We start from the raw sequence: 13899 nt of genomic DNA, 5'->3' as shown, positions 1-13899 counted from the left end.
CTCGGAGCTACTGGATATGTTCGGCATAGCCAGTTGTACGACAGTGGACCCCAGCTCTAGAGAACGGCAATCACCGTCGTCGAACCGGGTGCCACTTCGGTGAAGCCGGCATCCCGCACTGCGACGGCGCGCCCGGCGCGAACCTCGCCCAGTGCACGCGTCCATTGGTCCGGGTTCGCGGATCGGACCGAACATGCGTAGCCGGCCGCGGCCCACTCGCGGCATTCCTCCATGCCCATCGCACCCGCGAGCAACATCGACGCGTGCCCCACCTGAGCGGCCGCCTTGCCCACCGTCATGGACAGGGACGCGTCGATCCACAGCACAGGGCCCGCCGAGACCGCAGGCTCGTCCTCGGCCGCCACGTCGGTCCCACCGATCTGCAGCCGCTTGATCCGCGGGTCCAGATCTCCGACCCGACCCGGCACGAAGGCACGGGCCGACGCTCCCCCGACGTCGACCGTCACACCCGGAACGTCCTGCGCTGCGAGCCAGTGTGCGCCGCGTGCCCGTCGAGCAACTTTTCGGATCCGAGCCGACGTCCATTCGGTGAAGGCCGCGTTCCACGACGCGCCGACGCCCACCCGTGGGTCCAGGCACAGCGACACGGTTGCTCGGGCAGCCGCCTCGAGCAGCCCGCTACGCCGGGGCGGATCGGATTTGGGGATGTGCAGCACCAACGGCATGGCCAGCACCTGTGACGGATCGGCCGGGTCCTCGGCTCCGCCGTACCCACGAGCGAGTTCGGCGTGGCGCGAGGCGAACGTGTTGTCCGGTGAGAATTCCTCGGCCGCCGCCTCGGCGTTGCCCACGTCGTCCGGTCCGGCACCGGTCATCGGACCGTCGGTCATGTCGTCGCCGGTCATGGGATCGCCGGTCATGGGATCGGGACGCGGCGGACTCCCCCGTCGACCGCGTCCGCAGCTTCGATCTCGTTGCGGGTGACACCGAGTATGAACAGAACCGCGTCCAGATACGGATGCGAGATGGCCGTGTCGGCGATCTCTCGCAACGCCGGCTTGGCGTTGAAGGCGACCCCGAGGCCCGCGGCCGTCAGCATGTCGATGTCGTTCGCTCCGTCGCCGACGGCGACGGTCTGCTCCATCGGCACTCCCGACTGTGCCGCGAACTCGCGCAGTGCCGTCGCCTTCGCAGCACGATCGACCACTTCTCCGATCACCCGGCCGGTGAGCTTGCCGTCGACGATCTCGAGGGTGTTGGCCTTGACGTAGTCGAGTTCGAGTTCGTGTGCGAGTCCCTCGATGACCTGGCGGAATCCTCCGGATACGACGCCGCAGGCGAATCCGAGACGACGGAGGGTACGGATGGTGGTCCTGGCCCCCGCCGTCAGCTCCAGGCTCTCGCCCACTTCGTCGATGACGGATTCGTCCAGCCCTGCCAACGCGGCAACTCGCTGTTCGAGCGACTCCGCGAAGTCGATCTCACCGCGCATGGCAGCTTCGGTGACCGCACGAACTTCGTCCTCTCGCCCGGCACGGGCAGCCAACATTTCGATGACCTCACCCTGGACGAGCGTCGAGTCGACGTCGAACACGATCAGTCGCTTGGATCGCCGTGCGATCCCGCCGCGCTGTACGGCGATGTCGACGCCGATGCCGGCTGCGATTCCCGCGAGGCCGGCACGCAGTTGCACATCGGCATCCGGCGAGGTGTCGGTTGCGGTCACCTGAAGTTCGAGGCCCGTGACGGGATAGTCGGCGATTCCGCGAATGGCGTCGATGTTCGCGCCCTGGCGGGCGAGCTCACGGGAGATGGTGCTGAAGGCACGAGCGGTCACGGGTCGGCCCAGAACGACGACGACGTGGGTGGCCAGGCTCTGCCCGCCGCCCCGCGCGGTGTCGATCTCGACATCGACGTGCACGCCGACCGTCGCCATCGCGTCCTCCAGCTCCTCCTGGAGCGCTTCGGGGTCGCGGGGGCAGGACAGGAGAACGCCCAGAGTCAGCCTGCCGCGAATGACCACCTGCTCGACGTCGAGCAGGCTGACGTTGTGCCGTGACAGTGCTGCGAACAGCACCGATGTGACGCCCGGCTTGTCTGGTCCCGTCACCGTCACCAGCACTGCGGTGTCGCTCGAAGTCACCGGATCTCCCTTTCGCACACGGCCAGCGGCCGGATAGGTCTTCGTGTCACCCGTGGTGGACGAGCAAGCCCGAACACGCCACGAGATTGTCGCAAGCGAAGAGCCCCACCCGGTAGCCGGGAGGGGCTCTCGCTGTGCTGTGGACTACTTGGGGTCCGGGTCTCCGGATCCTTCGTGATCGCTGGTGGCGATCGGAGCCCGGCGGGCCTGTTCGAGGACGGCGGTGGTCTTACCACCGTGCGCTCCCGGCCCGACGTGTGCTTCCGCGCGCATCCGTTCGACCATGTGCGGGTAGTGCAACTCGAACGCCGGACGCTCGGAACGGATCCGAGGCAGTTCGGTGAAGTTGTGTCGCGGCGGCGGGCACGAGGTGGCCCACTCCAACGAGTTTCCGTAGCCCCACGGATCGTCGACCGTGACGACCTCGCCGTATCGGTAGGACTTGAACACGTTCCACACGAACGGCAGTGTCGAGGCACCCAGGATGAAGGCTCCGATCGTGGAGATGACGTTCAACTCGGTGAACCCGTCCGAGGGCAGGTAATCGGCGTAGCGACGCGGCATGCCCTCGTTTCCGAGCCAGTGCTGCACCAGGAACGTGGCGTGGAATCCGAAGAACGTCAGCCAGAAGTGCCACTTGCCCAGCGCCTCGTCCATCATCCGGCCCGTCATCTTCGGGAACCAGAAGTAGATGCCGGCGTACGTTGCGAACACCACGGTGCCGAACACCACGTAGTGGAAGTGGGCGACCACGAAGTACGTGTCGGTGACCTGGAAGTCGATGGGCGGCGACGCCAGCAGAACACCGGTGAGTCCGCCGAAGACGAAGGTGATCAGGAACCCGATCGAGAACAGCATCGGCGTTTCCAGAGTCACCTGGCCTCGCCACATCGTGCCGACCCAGTTGAAGATCTTCACACCCGTCGGCACCGCGATCAGGAACGTCATGAAGGAGAAGAACGGCAGCAACACCGCGCCCGTGGCGTACATGTGGTGCGCCCACACCGCGATGGAGAGGGCGGCGATGGCGATCGTCGCGTAGATCAGACCCGAGTAGCCGAAGATCGGCTTACGCGAGAAGACGGGGAACACCTCGGAGACGATTCCGAAGAACGGCAGCGCGATGATGTACACCTCGGGGTGACCGAAGAACCAGAACAGGTGCTGCCACAACAGCACTCCGCCGGTCGCCGGGTCGAACAGATGCGCCCCCAGATGTCGGTCGGCCGCCAGCCCGAGCAACGCAGCCGTCAGCAGCGGGAATGCCAGCAGGATCAGGATGGACGTCACCAGGATGTTCCAGGTGAAGATCGGCATGCGGAACATCGTCATGCCGGGAGCACGCAGGCAGATCACGGTGGTGATCATGTTGACGCCACCGAGGATGGTGCCGAGACCGCCGACGGCCAGGCCCATGATCCACAGGTCCGCACCGACGCCGGGCGAGTGCAGAGCCGAGGTGAGCGGGGTGTACGCGGTCCACCCGAAGTCGGCAGCACCACCGGGGGTGATGAAACCGGCCGTGGCGATCAACGCACCGAACAGGTAGAGCCAGTACGAGAACGCGTTCAACCGCGGGAACGCGACGTCGGGAGCGCCGATCTGCAGCGGAAGGATGTAGTTGGCGAATCCGAAGACGATCGGCGTCGCGTACAGCAACAGCATGATGGTGCCGTGCATTGTGAAGAGCTGGTTGTACTGCTCGTTGGACAGGAACTGCATTCCCGGAATGGCCAACTCGGCGCGCATCAGCAGCGCCATGAGTCCACCGATCAGGAAGAACGCGAACGATGTCGCGATGTACATGATTCCCAACACCTTGGGATCGGTGGTCGTCACCGCTTTGTGCAGGAACGACCCCTTCGGTCCCGTCCGCGGCGGGAACGGCCGAGCAGCATCCACCGCGGGAGCGGGCCTAGGCGCTAGGGCAGTCACAGATCCTCCTGATTGCGCGTCGGACCTCGAACCACGAGGCGACGTCATCTAGTCGTGCGCTCCTCGAATCGTAGACCGTCGGACCGACACTTGCCGAACCGGTCCTACCGTGTGTCGTATTGGCCCCGATCGAGCACGCCCACATCGCGCGATCTGCCTGCGCTGTCGGCCTTTCGGACGCATTCGACAACGCTTCGATCGTCGCCGATTCCGGACGCTCGACGGCGTCCGTTCGAGTGTTCTGCGACGGCCGCCTTCCGATACTGTGTGAGACCACCCGACCCGTCGAAGGAAGTCCCGCGTTGCCACTCCACCCACGACTCCCCCGTTCGTGTGCACCGCGCAGGATGGGCGCCGTCGCCGCCGTGTGCCTTGCCGCCACCATGGCGCTGGTCGGCTGCTCCGATTCCGAAGCGCAGGACGACGCATCCACCATCATCCGCACCACCACGAACATCGCCGGTGCCGGAGTGGTCGGGAACAATCGGGACACCGTGGGACTGTGCCCCGCGCTCGCACCTCTCGACCCGACCGGAATCGAGGGTGACACCCGACCCGTGGGACATGCCGAGGGGATCAGCGCCATTCCGGCCGACCCGCAGCGCATCGTCGTGCTCGACGCCGCCGGCCTCGATGCGAGCTGCGCGGTCGGAATCTGGGAGCGGGTCGTCGGAGCGGCCACGATCGACCCCGATTTCCGCGGTGACGGCGATCAACCGCTGTATCTGGGCACCGGATTGGCGTCCGTCCCGTCCGTCGGCCCGGTGGGTGCACCCGACATCGATGCCATCGCCGCCCTCGATCCCGACCTGATCCTGGGTGCAGATTCTCTCGGATCGAACACCTACGACGACCTGACGGCCATCGCCCCGACAGTCTTCACGGCGACCGGACAGGGGTGGAAGGACACGTTCCTGCAGTCCGCGGCTGCGCTCGGTCGCGGCCAGGGAGGATTCGAGGCACTCGCGTCGTTCACCGCGGATGCCGAGCGGGTCGGTCGCGAGATCGACGCCACCCAGACCCAGGCGTCCGTCGTTCGATTCGACGCGGACTCCATCGAAGTGGACGGTCCGAACTCCTTTGCCGGCCAGGTGCTCGCCGAAGTGGGGGTCGCGCGACCGCAGAGCCAGCGCGACGCCGATTTCTCGGTCGAGGCGAACGACCTCTCGCCGGTGGAGGGAGACATCGTCTACGTGCGATTCGCAGGCCCCGACGGCGAGACGTACGGCCGCGAGGTGATGGACAGCGACGCGTGGCACGATCTGGGCTCGGTCACCGACGGTCGTGTGTTCGCGGTGAACGACACGGTGTGGTCCGGCAGTGGGGTCGTCGCGGCTCGGGCGATTCTGGCCGATCTGTCCGCGTCGCTGAACGCCTACGTCTCCTGACGCGATGCCCATTCCCGAATTCGTGCAGGCGCTGCGCAGCGTCGTCGGCACTTCGCCGCTGTGGTTGTCCGGTGTCAGCGCGGTCGTCCTCGACGACGACCGGCGTGTGCTGCTGACTCTGCGCGCGGACAACAACACCTGGGCCGTGGTCTCCGGAATCCTCGAGCCCGGCGAGGAACCTGCTCCGGCCGCCCTGCGTGAGATCGGGGAGGAGACCGGCGTCGACGCCACGATCGTGCGACTGACGAGTGTCGACGTGACGGAGCCGATCACGTACCCCAACGGCGACGTCGCGCAGTATCTCGACATCACGTTTCTTGCTCGGTACACCGGCGGCATTCCTCACGTGGCCGACGACGAGAATCTCGACGTCGCCTGGTTCGCACTCGACGCGCTCCCGGAAAATCTCACGGCCACTTCGCGATTGCGAATCGAGAAGGCCATCGCCGATGAGCCGTCGGCGTGGTTCCGGCGCTGACTCCCCCGCCGAACGACAGTGAGCGGTTCCCAAGATTTCCGTGCTCGTCGATGCTTAATGTGATATCACTTTAGTATCATCATCGAGAGGGAGGTTCTCATGTCCGCACCTGCAACCGTCGCCGAGAAGCCGACGGGTACCCCGACCACCACCATCGCCGAGCGCCCGGGCTGGGATCTGCCCGGCTGGTCGATGCTCGGCATCGGTCTCGCGCTGTTCCTCGGCGGAATCGCCGCGTTCGCGCTCGGACTCGTGTTCACCGTCGTCGCGCTGGTCGTGACCGGAGTCGTCCTGTTCGTCCTCTCCTTGCCCGCACTCGTGGGCCTGACGCTGGTGCAGCCGAACCAGGCTCGCGTTCTTCAGCTTCTCGGGAGTTCGTACAGCGGCACCCTGCGAACGCCGGGGCTGCGTTGGACCAATCCGTTGACCTACCGCCGGGCCATCTCGACGCGAATCCGCAACCACGAGACCGGCCAATCGAAGGTCAACGACGCCGACGGCAATCCGATCGAGATCTCCGCCATCGTCGTCTGGCAGGTTGCCGACACCGCACTGGCATCGTTCCAGGTCGACGATTACGAGGAGTTCGTCGCCGTCCAGACCGAGTCGGCCGTCCGCCACATCGCCGGCAGCTATCCGTACGACGCCGAAGGACGAATGTCGTTGCGGGAGAACGCCGACGAGATCACCGCTGCCATGTCGGAGGAGGTGCACGCACGAGTGCGTTCGGCCGGTGTCGAGGTGATCGAAACACGAATCAACCGGCTGGCCTATGCCCCGGAGATCGCCCAGGCCATGTTGCGACGTCAGCAGGCCGGGGCGGTCATCGCGGCCCGTCAGCAGATCGTCGAAGGTGCCGTCGGAATGGTGGAGATGGCGCTCGGGAAGCTGGAGGAGAAGCACGTCGTCGAGCTCGACGAGGAGCGCAAGGCCACGATGGTGTCGAATCTGCTCGTGGTGCTGTGCAGCGACCGCGACACGCAACCTGTCGTCAACACCGGATCGCTGTATCAGTGAGCCATGGCCGTCGAACGTAAGAAGATTCTGCTGCGGTTGGACCCAACGGTGCACGACGCCCTCGCCCGTTGGGCCTCCGACGATCTCCGGAGCACCAACGCTCAGATCGAGTTCCTACTGCGTCGAGCATTGAGCGAGCAGGGCCGAATGCCGAAGGATGCACAGGACATTCGCGCGCCGGGACGCCCACCGAAAGAGTGAGCGGCCCGACGCGCGAACGAATCTCTAGAAGTCCCAGTCCTCGTCTTCGGTGTTGACGGCCTTGCCGATGACGTACGAGGAACCCGAGCCGGAGAAGAAGTCGTGGTTCTCGTCGGCGTTGGGTGAGAGCGCCGACAGGATCGCCGGGTTGACGTCCGTCTCGTCCTTGGGGAACAGGCCCTCGTAGCCGAGATTGTTCAGTGCCTTGTTGGCGTTGTACCGCAGGAACTTCTTGACGTCCTCGGTCAGGCCGATCTCGTCGTAGAGGTCCTGGGTGTACTCGACCTCGTTGTCGTACAACTCGAACAGCAACTCGAACGTGTAGTTCTTGAGTTCCTCGCGCTGCGCCTCGCTGATCTTCTCTAGACCCTTCTGGTACTTGTAGCCGATGTAGTACCCGTGTACGGCCTCGTCGCGGATGATCAGACGGATCAGGTCCGCGGTGTTGGTGAGCTTGGCCCGCGAGGACCAGTACATCGGCAGGTAGAAGCCGGAGTAGAACAGGAACGACTCCAGCAGCGTCGACGCCACCTTGCGCTTGAGCGGATCGTCACCGTGGTAGAAGTTCAGGACGATCTCGGCTTTGCGCTGGAGGTTGACGTTCTCCTCGGACCAGCGGAATGCATCGTCGATGTCGCGGGTGGAGCTGAGGGTGGAGAAGATGGAGCTGTAGCTCTTGGCGTGCACCGACTCCATGAACGCGATGTTGGTGTACACCGCTTCCTCGTGGGGAGTGATGGCGTCCGGGATGAGGCTGACAGCGCCGACGGTGCCCTGGATGGTGTCGAGCAGTGTCAACCCGGTGAACACACGCATCGTCAACTGCTTCTCGACGGCGGTCAACGTTGCCCACGACGGGATGTCGTTGGACACCGGCACCTTCTCGGGCAGCCAGAAATTACTGGTGAGGCGCTCCCACACTTCGGAGTCCTTGTCGTCCTGGACCCGATTCCAGTTGATCGCGGAGACGCGATCGATGAGCTTTACCATGGGTGCCTACCTACAGGTCGATGAGCGAGAGACGGGGACGGAGCTACGTGAAAAGCCGCTGATACGAACACTACCCGTTGTGTCCGACAAGTCCGGTAGGCACTACAAAGTGTGCCGGGAGTGTTGCCCGCAGGGATGACCTTTACGGCTGCGTCGGTCGGTCACCACCCCACCGAGCACGGGACGGTTCCGGCCTCGACGGCAGCGACCAACTGCGCATGATCACGCTCGTTCTGATCGGCGTAGGCATGGGCGAACGTCACCATCGCCCGACCGACGTTGTCTCCGCGGCCGAGGTAGTCGGCGATCGCCTCCGCGTCACCACTGCGGGCATGCGCTCGCGCGAGAACTTCACCGCATGCGGTGGCGAATTCGGTGAGGTACGGCCCGATGATCTCGCCGTCGGGAATGACCTTCATGTCACGGAACTGCCGAACGTAGAAGTTCATGGTCCCCACTGCCGTCCATCCCACGAACATGTCGGTCGCGCTCTGCAGCATTCGCTGCCCGTTGACCACGCGGGCACCGTGATTGTCGTACCGGCTCGGTTCGAGAAACTGCTCGAACACCGACGGCCCTGCCTGCTTGATCTGCAGGAAGAACGGATCCTTCGTTCGACGTTCTTCGAGCAGCGCCAGATACACCCGCATTCCGACGCTCCCGACGCCGACCACCTGCCGCACGACGTCGAGAACCCGGAACCTGGTCAGCAGACTCCAGATGTGGTCGTCGACCGACTCGCTGTAGCCGGCGATCACCGCCTGCACCAGCTCGATCTGGGAATCACCGACGTGAGTGCGAAAAGGTGCGTCCTCGCGAATCCTTCGACGACCGTCCCTCGTCTCGGTGAACTTGCGGGACGCCCCACGGCTGGTACGACGCTCGGCTTTCGTTTCGATGAGTTTCTCTGCGTGTCGAGCGATGCCCGACGAGAAGTGACCGAGCAGACCGGCGACGTCGATGCGGTCGTACCAGATGTCGATCTCCGGCGTGCTCGCGTATGTCCTCATCTTTCGGCAGTACGCAGCCGTCATCGCCGACACCGCCCGATCGGAGCGTCGCGCATCGACCCCGTTCTCCCGCCCGAGAACCACGAGAGAGGTCGCCAGCCGTTTGAGGTCCCACTCGAACGGGCCGGGCAGCGTTTCGTCGAAGTCGCGGAGGTCGAAGTACAGGTTCCGTTCGGGAGTGGCCCACAATCCGAAATTCAACACGTGGGCGTCGCCACACAGCTGGACCTCGACGCCGGTGTGCGGAGTCGACGCGAGGTCGGCTGCCATCACGGCCGCGGCACCGCGGAAGTAGGTCCACGGCGATGCGGACATTCTCGCGTAGCGGATCGGCAGCAGCTCCGGCACCCGAATGATGTTCTGCGCGAGCACCGTGTCGAGCGCATCGTGACCACGCGAGACCGGATCCCATTCGGCCAACCCGCTGCGGGGTACGCGCCGACGGGCGTGTCGACCACGCAGACATTGCTCGGAAGGACGTGCATCCTTCCGAGCAATTCTCACATCGATATCGGATTCGACCTCGTCGTCCGCCTCGGTGTCCATGCCTGATTATGCTCCGCAACGCGCCGCGAGATCGCGGTATCGGCCACAGCTCGACCGACCGGGTCGGCTACAGCATGCAGGACACGCAACCCTCCACCTCGGTGCCCTCGAGGGCCAACTGGCGCAGACGAATGTAGTACAGCGTCTTGATGCCCTTGCGCCATGCGTAGATCTGCGCACGGTTGATGTCGCGAGTGGTGGCGGTGTCCTTGAAGAACAGCGTCAACGACAGACCCTGATCGACGTGTTGCGTTGCGGCAGCGTAGGTGTCGATGATCTTCTCGTATCCGATCTCGTAGGCATCCTGATAGAAATCCAGGTTGTCGTTGTCGAGATACGGAGCCGGGTAGTAGACGCGACCGATCTTGCCTTCCTTGCGAATCTCGATCTTCGACGCCACCGGGTGAATCGACGAGGTGGAGTTGTTGATGTACGAGATCGAGCCGGTCGGCGGGACGGCCTGCAGGTTCTGGTTGTAGATGCCGTGCTCCTGCACGGACGCCTTCAACGTCGTCCAATCCGCCTGGGTGGGAACCGATACGCCCGAGTCGGCGAACAACTTCGCGACCTTGGGCGTGGCCGGCTCCCAGACCTGGTCGGTGTACTTGTCGAAGAATTCACCCGACGCGTACTTGGACTCGGGGAAACCCTTGAAGTACTGACCGCGATCCTTCGCCAGCTGATTCGACGCCTGAAGCGCGTGGAACAGCACGGTGTAGAAGTAGATGTTCGTGAAATCGATTCCCTCGGTCGAGCCGTAGTGAATCCGCTCGCGCGCCAGGTAGCCGTGCAGATTCATCTGCCCGAGGCCGATCGCGTGGGAATCGTTGTTGCCCTGCTCGATCGACGGCACGGAGAAGATGTGCGTCTGATCGGACACCGCGGTGAGGCCGCGAATGGCCACGGCGATGGTCTTACCGAAGTCGGGCGAGTCCATCGTCTTGGCGATGTTCAGCGAACCCAGGTTGCACGAGATGTCCTTGCCCACATGGCTGTACGAGAGATCGTCGTTGAACGTCGACGGCGTCGAGACCTGCAGGATCTCCGAGCACAGGTTGGAGTGAGTGATCTTGCCCTTGACCGGGTTCGCACGATTGACGGTGTCCTCGTACATGATGTACGGGTAGCCGGACTCGAACTGCAGCTCGGCCAGAGTCTGGAAGAACTCGCGAGACTTGATCTTGGTCTTGCGGATCCGCTTGTCGTCGACCATCTCGTAGTACTTCTCCGACACGTTGATGTCGGCGAAGGGCACACCGTAGATGCGCTCGACGTCGTACGGCGAGAACAGGTACATGTCCTCGTTCTTCTTCGCCAGCTCGAACGTGATGTCCGGGATGACGATTCCGAGCGAGAGCGTCTTGATGCGGATCTTCTCGTCCGCATTCTCACGCTTGGTGTCCAGGAACTTGTAGACGTCGGGATGGTGTGCGTGCAGGTACACCGCGCCTGCGCCCTGACGTGCACCGAGCTGGTTGGCGTACGAGAACGAGTCCTCGAGCAGCTTCATGATCGGGATGACACCCGAGGACTGGTTCTCGATGCGCTTGATGGGCGCGCCGGCCTCGCGAATATTGCTCAGCAGCAACGCAACTCCGCCGCCGCGCTTGGACAGCTGCAGGGCGGAATTGATGGAGCGGCCGATGGACTCCATGTTGTCCTCGATGCGCAGCAGGAAGCAGGACACGGGCTCGCCGCGCTGCTTCTTGCCGGAGTTGAGGAAGGTCGGCGTCGCGGGCTGGAAGCGGCCGGCGATGATTTCGTCGACCAGATCGGTGGCCAGGGCCTCGTCGCCGGCGGCCAGCGTCAACGCCACCATGCACACCCGGTCCTCGAAACGCTCGAGGTAACGCTTGCCGTCGAACGTCTTGAGCGTGTACGAGGTGTAGTACTTGAACGCCCCGAGGAACGTGGGGAACCGAAACTTCTTCGAGTACGCGTGGTTGATCAGGAACTTGACGAACTCGCGAGAGTACTGATCCAGAACCTCGGGCTCGTAGTAGTTCTCCTCGACGAGGTAGTCCAGCTTCTCGTCCAGATCGTGGAAGAACACGGTGTTCTGATTGACGTGCTGCAGGAAGTACTGATTGGCAGCCTCGCGATCCTTCTCGAACTGGATCTCACCGTTGGGGCCGTACAGATTGAGCATCGCGTTGAGCGCGTGGTAATCCATGTCGCCGTCGCCGCGGACGGTGGTGGGTACGGGTGCTGCGTCGGTGATGGTCGGTGCCACGGCGATGCTCCTACTGGGTATGTGGGGTGTGGTGCTCTAGTGCGTGTGGGCGGCGCGTCGGACTTCACGTTCCCAGAAGTCCTCCAGCCCCTCGCGGACCCGCACTACGTCCTCGGGGGTGCCCATCAATTCGAATCGGTACAGATACGGAACTGCGCACTTCTGCGAAATGACATCTCCCGCAAAGCAGAACGAGTCACCGAAGTTCGTGTTTCCGGCAGCGATGACAGCTCGGATCAACGAACGGTTGTGCTCGTCGTTGAGAAACTTGATCACTCGCTTGGGGACGTAGTTGGTGTCGCGGCCGGCGTACGTGGTCCCTCCCCCGTACGTCGGCACGATGAGTACGTAGGGAGAGTCGACACGAAAGGTGCCGTTCGGATCACGCAGAGGGATTCGTGTCGCGGGAATGTCCAGCTTCGAGACGAAGCGATGGGTGTTCTCGGACGCGCTGGAGAAGTAGACCAGTGAGTGGGAGGACTGCGGTTGCGAACTCACCGCTCACTCACTCTCTCGTACTGTTCAAGCAGCGTTCGCTGCGAGGGTCTTGATGCGATCCGGACGGAAGCCGGACCAGTGATCGTCGCCCGCGACGACAACCGGAGCCTGCAGGTAACCGAGTGCCATGACGTAGTCACGTGCTTCGGGATCCTGCGAGATGTCGATCACGGAGTACTCGATACCGGCTTTGTCGAGGGCGCGGTAGGTGGCATTGCACTGAACGCAGGCGGGCTTGGTGTAAACGGTGATGCTCATGGTGTCCCTCTTTCCGTTGTCGCCATCGGGTGCACCGACGCGACCGATGTGCTCTGCGTGTGGCACCGAGAACATCTCCCGCTCAGGGCGACTTCGACCTGCTCGAACCCGTTTGTGCACGTTCTTCGAGTTGTGGCCTCTCGGTCGGTCAAACACTACACCTAGTGTCCGACATCTGCCTAGAACACGAGATGTTGCGAACAACATCCGTGGTATTCGCTGGTCACGGCGCTGTCGAGCCATGGAAATCGACCCGCATCGGCGTGTCGCACGTCACACCGGCCACGTGTTGTCCATCACAACGAAACTCGGCTTGAACCGTGACCAGTGCCGACGACCGCCGACACTCCCGGACACGACGAAGGACCCCCGGATGTCTCCGAGGGTCCTTCGCGGTCGATCACGCGATCGTCAACGCTGGCGCGCTTTGAACCGCGGTTCTTTCTTGTTGATCACGAACACCGTGCCACGGCGCCGAACGACCTGTGCACCGGGCTTGTTCTTGAGCGATTTCACCGAGTTTCTCACCTTCATGCAACCAGCCTACATGAAAACGATTATCGAAACCGTGAGATGGTCACGCACTCACGAGATCGTCGGCGGCCTTCACCAGTTCGGCGACGACGTGCCCGATCTCGCCGGAGACCTCGACGTTCTCGCGCGGGTGGGCCGAGCCGAACTTGTCGATGGTTCCACCAATGGAGAGCTGGACGTCCTCGAGGACGGTTCCGCCTGCGATGCGTACGGCCTTGCTGGTGTCCTCGTGCGCCCACTTGGCTCCGTTGCCGCTGGGCGACGCGCTGATCACGACGACCGGCTTGCCCACCATGGCACCCGCACCGTACGGGCGCGAGAGCCAGTCGATGGCGTTCTTCAGCACGGCCGGGATGGTGCCGTTGTATTCGGGCGTGACCAACAACAACGCCGTAGCCTTCTCGGCAGCGGCCCGCAGAGCGAGCGCGGCTGCAGGTGCCGATCCCTCGACATCGATGTCCTCGTTGTAGAACGGGACGTCTCCGAGACCGTCGTACACCACTACTTCGGCACCGGCGGGAGCCACTGTGACAGCGGTCTCGGCGATTCGCTTGTTCACCGACTCGGCGCGCAGGCTTCCGACGAGAACGAGTACATGAGCGTCTGACATGAGGTTATTCCTTCGCAAGTTCGGTTGACGTGATCGTCGGATCAATTCCTACCATGCAAACGGACCGTGGTCCATTTATGTTCCCGGCAAGGTAGGC

General features: G+C 63.6%; 14 protein-coding genes. 4 read left to right on the top strand and 10 right to left on the bottom strand.

Going from position 1 to position 13899, the window contains the following annotated elements; all coding sequences use genetic code 11:
* Positions 1–56: 56 nt before the first annotated feature.
* From CH274_RS06355 to ctaD, 3 genes are all read right to left on the bottom strand, one after another.
* Positions 57–836, bottom strand: a complete 780-nt coding sequence (locus tag CH274_RS06355) for a peptidyl-tRNA hydrolase (RefSeq protein ID WP_373453916.1) — start codon at positions 834–836, stop codon at positions 57–59.
* A 41-nt stretch (positions 837–877) separates the two neighbouring features.
* Positions 878–2104, bottom strand: a complete 1227-nt coding sequence (gene serB, locus CH274_RS06350; RefSeq protein WP_032398333.1) for a phosphoserine phosphatase SerB — start codon at positions 2102–2104, stop codon at positions 878–880.
* 144 nt (positions 2105–2248) lie between these two features.
* Positions 2249–4039: an aa3-type cytochrome oxidase subunit I gene (gene ctaD / locus CH274_RS06345; RefSeq protein ID WP_032397727.1), complete on the bottom strand. Its 1791-nt coding sequence runs from the start codon at positions 4037–4039 to the stop codon at positions 2249–2251.
* 347 nt (positions 4040–4386) lie between these two features.
* Here ctaD and CH274_RS06340 point away from each other — a divergent pair, with 347 nt between their 5' ends.
* The 4 genes from CH274_RS06340 to CH274_RS06325 all read left to right on the top strand — a co-directional run bounded on the left by CH274_RS06340 (position 4387) and on the right by CH274_RS06325 (position 7123).
* Positions 4387–5427 carry an iron-siderophore ABC transporter substrate-binding protein gene (locus CH274_RS06340; RefSeq protein WP_094657238.1) on the top strand — a complete coding sequence of 347 codons (1041 nt, stop codon included), beginning with the start codon at positions 4387–4389 and terminating at the stop codon, positions 5425–5427.
* Between the two features lie 4 nt (positions 5428–5431).
* Positions 5432–5905, top strand: coding sequence for an NUDIX hydrolase (locus CH274_RS06335; protein WP_032397726.1), 474 nt, complete (start codon positions 5432–5434; stop codon positions 5903–5905).
* A gap of 99 nt (positions 5906–6004) precedes the next feature.
* On the top strand, positions 6005–6922 hold the full coding sequence (locus tag CH274_RS06330; protein ID WP_176459314.1) for an SPFH domain-containing protein: 918 nt from the start codon (positions 6005–6007) through the stop codon (positions 6920–6922).
* Between the two features lie 3 nt (positions 6923–6925).
* Positions 6926–7123 (top strand): hypothetical protein, encoded by a 198-nt coding sequence (locus CH274_RS06325; RefSeq protein ID WP_032397724.1) that lies wholly within the window; start codon positions 6926–6928, stop codon positions 7121–7123.
* A gap of 24 nt (positions 7124–7147) precedes the next feature.
* Here the strand turns inward: CH274_RS06325 and nrdF are convergent, their stop codons facing one another.
* The 7 genes from nrdF to CH274_RS06290 all read right to left on the bottom strand — a co-directional run bounded on the left by nrdF (position 7148) and on the right by CH274_RS06290 (position 13802).
* Positions 7148–8113, bottom strand: coding sequence for a class 1b ribonucleoside-diphosphate reductase subunit beta (gene nrdF, locus CH274_RS06320; protein ID WP_094656981.1), 966 nt, complete (start codon positions 8111–8113; stop codon positions 7148–7150).
* Positions 8114–8274: 161 nt separating this feature from the next.
* On the bottom strand, positions 8275–9669 hold the full coding sequence (locus CH274_RS06315) for a DUF2252 domain-containing protein (protein WP_094656980.1): 1395 nt from the start codon (positions 9667–9669) through the stop codon (positions 8275–8277).
* Positions 9670–9736: 67 nt separating this feature from the next.
* The gene (gene nrdE, locus CH274_RS06310; protein ID WP_045195681.1) at positions 9737–11902 is read right to left on the bottom strand and encodes a class 1b ribonucleoside-diphosphate reductase subunit alpha; all 2166 of its coding nucleotides are present in this window, start codon (positions 11900–11902) and stop codon (positions 9737–9739) included.
* Positions 11903–11938: 36 nt separating this feature from the next.
* A complete protein-coding gene (gene nrdI / locus CH274_RS06305; RefSeq protein ID WP_032397722.1) occupies positions 11939–12400 on the bottom strand; it encodes a class Ib ribonucleoside-diphosphate reductase assembly flavoprotein NrdI in 462 nt (153 codons plus the stop codon).
* A gap of 24 nt (positions 12401–12424) precedes the next feature.
* The gene (locus CH274_RS06300) at positions 12425–12658 is read right to left on the bottom strand and encodes a redoxin NrdH (RefSeq protein ID WP_032398330.1); all 234 of its coding nucleotides are present in this window, start codon (positions 12656–12658) and stop codon (positions 12425–12427) included.
* Between the two features lie 411 nt (positions 12659–13069).
* Positions 13070–13192, bottom strand: a complete 123-nt coding sequence (gene ykgO / locus CH274_RS06295; RefSeq protein WP_032397721.1) for a type B 50S ribosomal protein L36 — start codon at positions 13190–13192, stop codon at positions 13070–13072.
* 43 nt (positions 13193–13235) lie between these two features.
* The gene (locus tag CH274_RS06290; RefSeq protein WP_045195685.1) at positions 13236–13802 is read right to left on the bottom strand and encodes an NAD(P)H-dependent oxidoreductase; all 567 of its coding nucleotides are present in this window, start codon (positions 13800–13802) and stop codon (positions 13236–13238) included.
* Between the last annotated feature and the right edge of the window lie 97 nt (positions 13803–13899).

Origin of the sequence: Rhodococcus sp. 06-418-5, from assembly GCF_002258285.1 — a bacterium.
Classification (GTDB): domain Bacteria; phylum Actinomycetota; class Actinomycetes; order Mycobacteriales; family Mycobacteriaceae; genus Rhodococcoides.
This window is presented reverse-complemented; position numbering and strand designations above follow the sequence as displayed.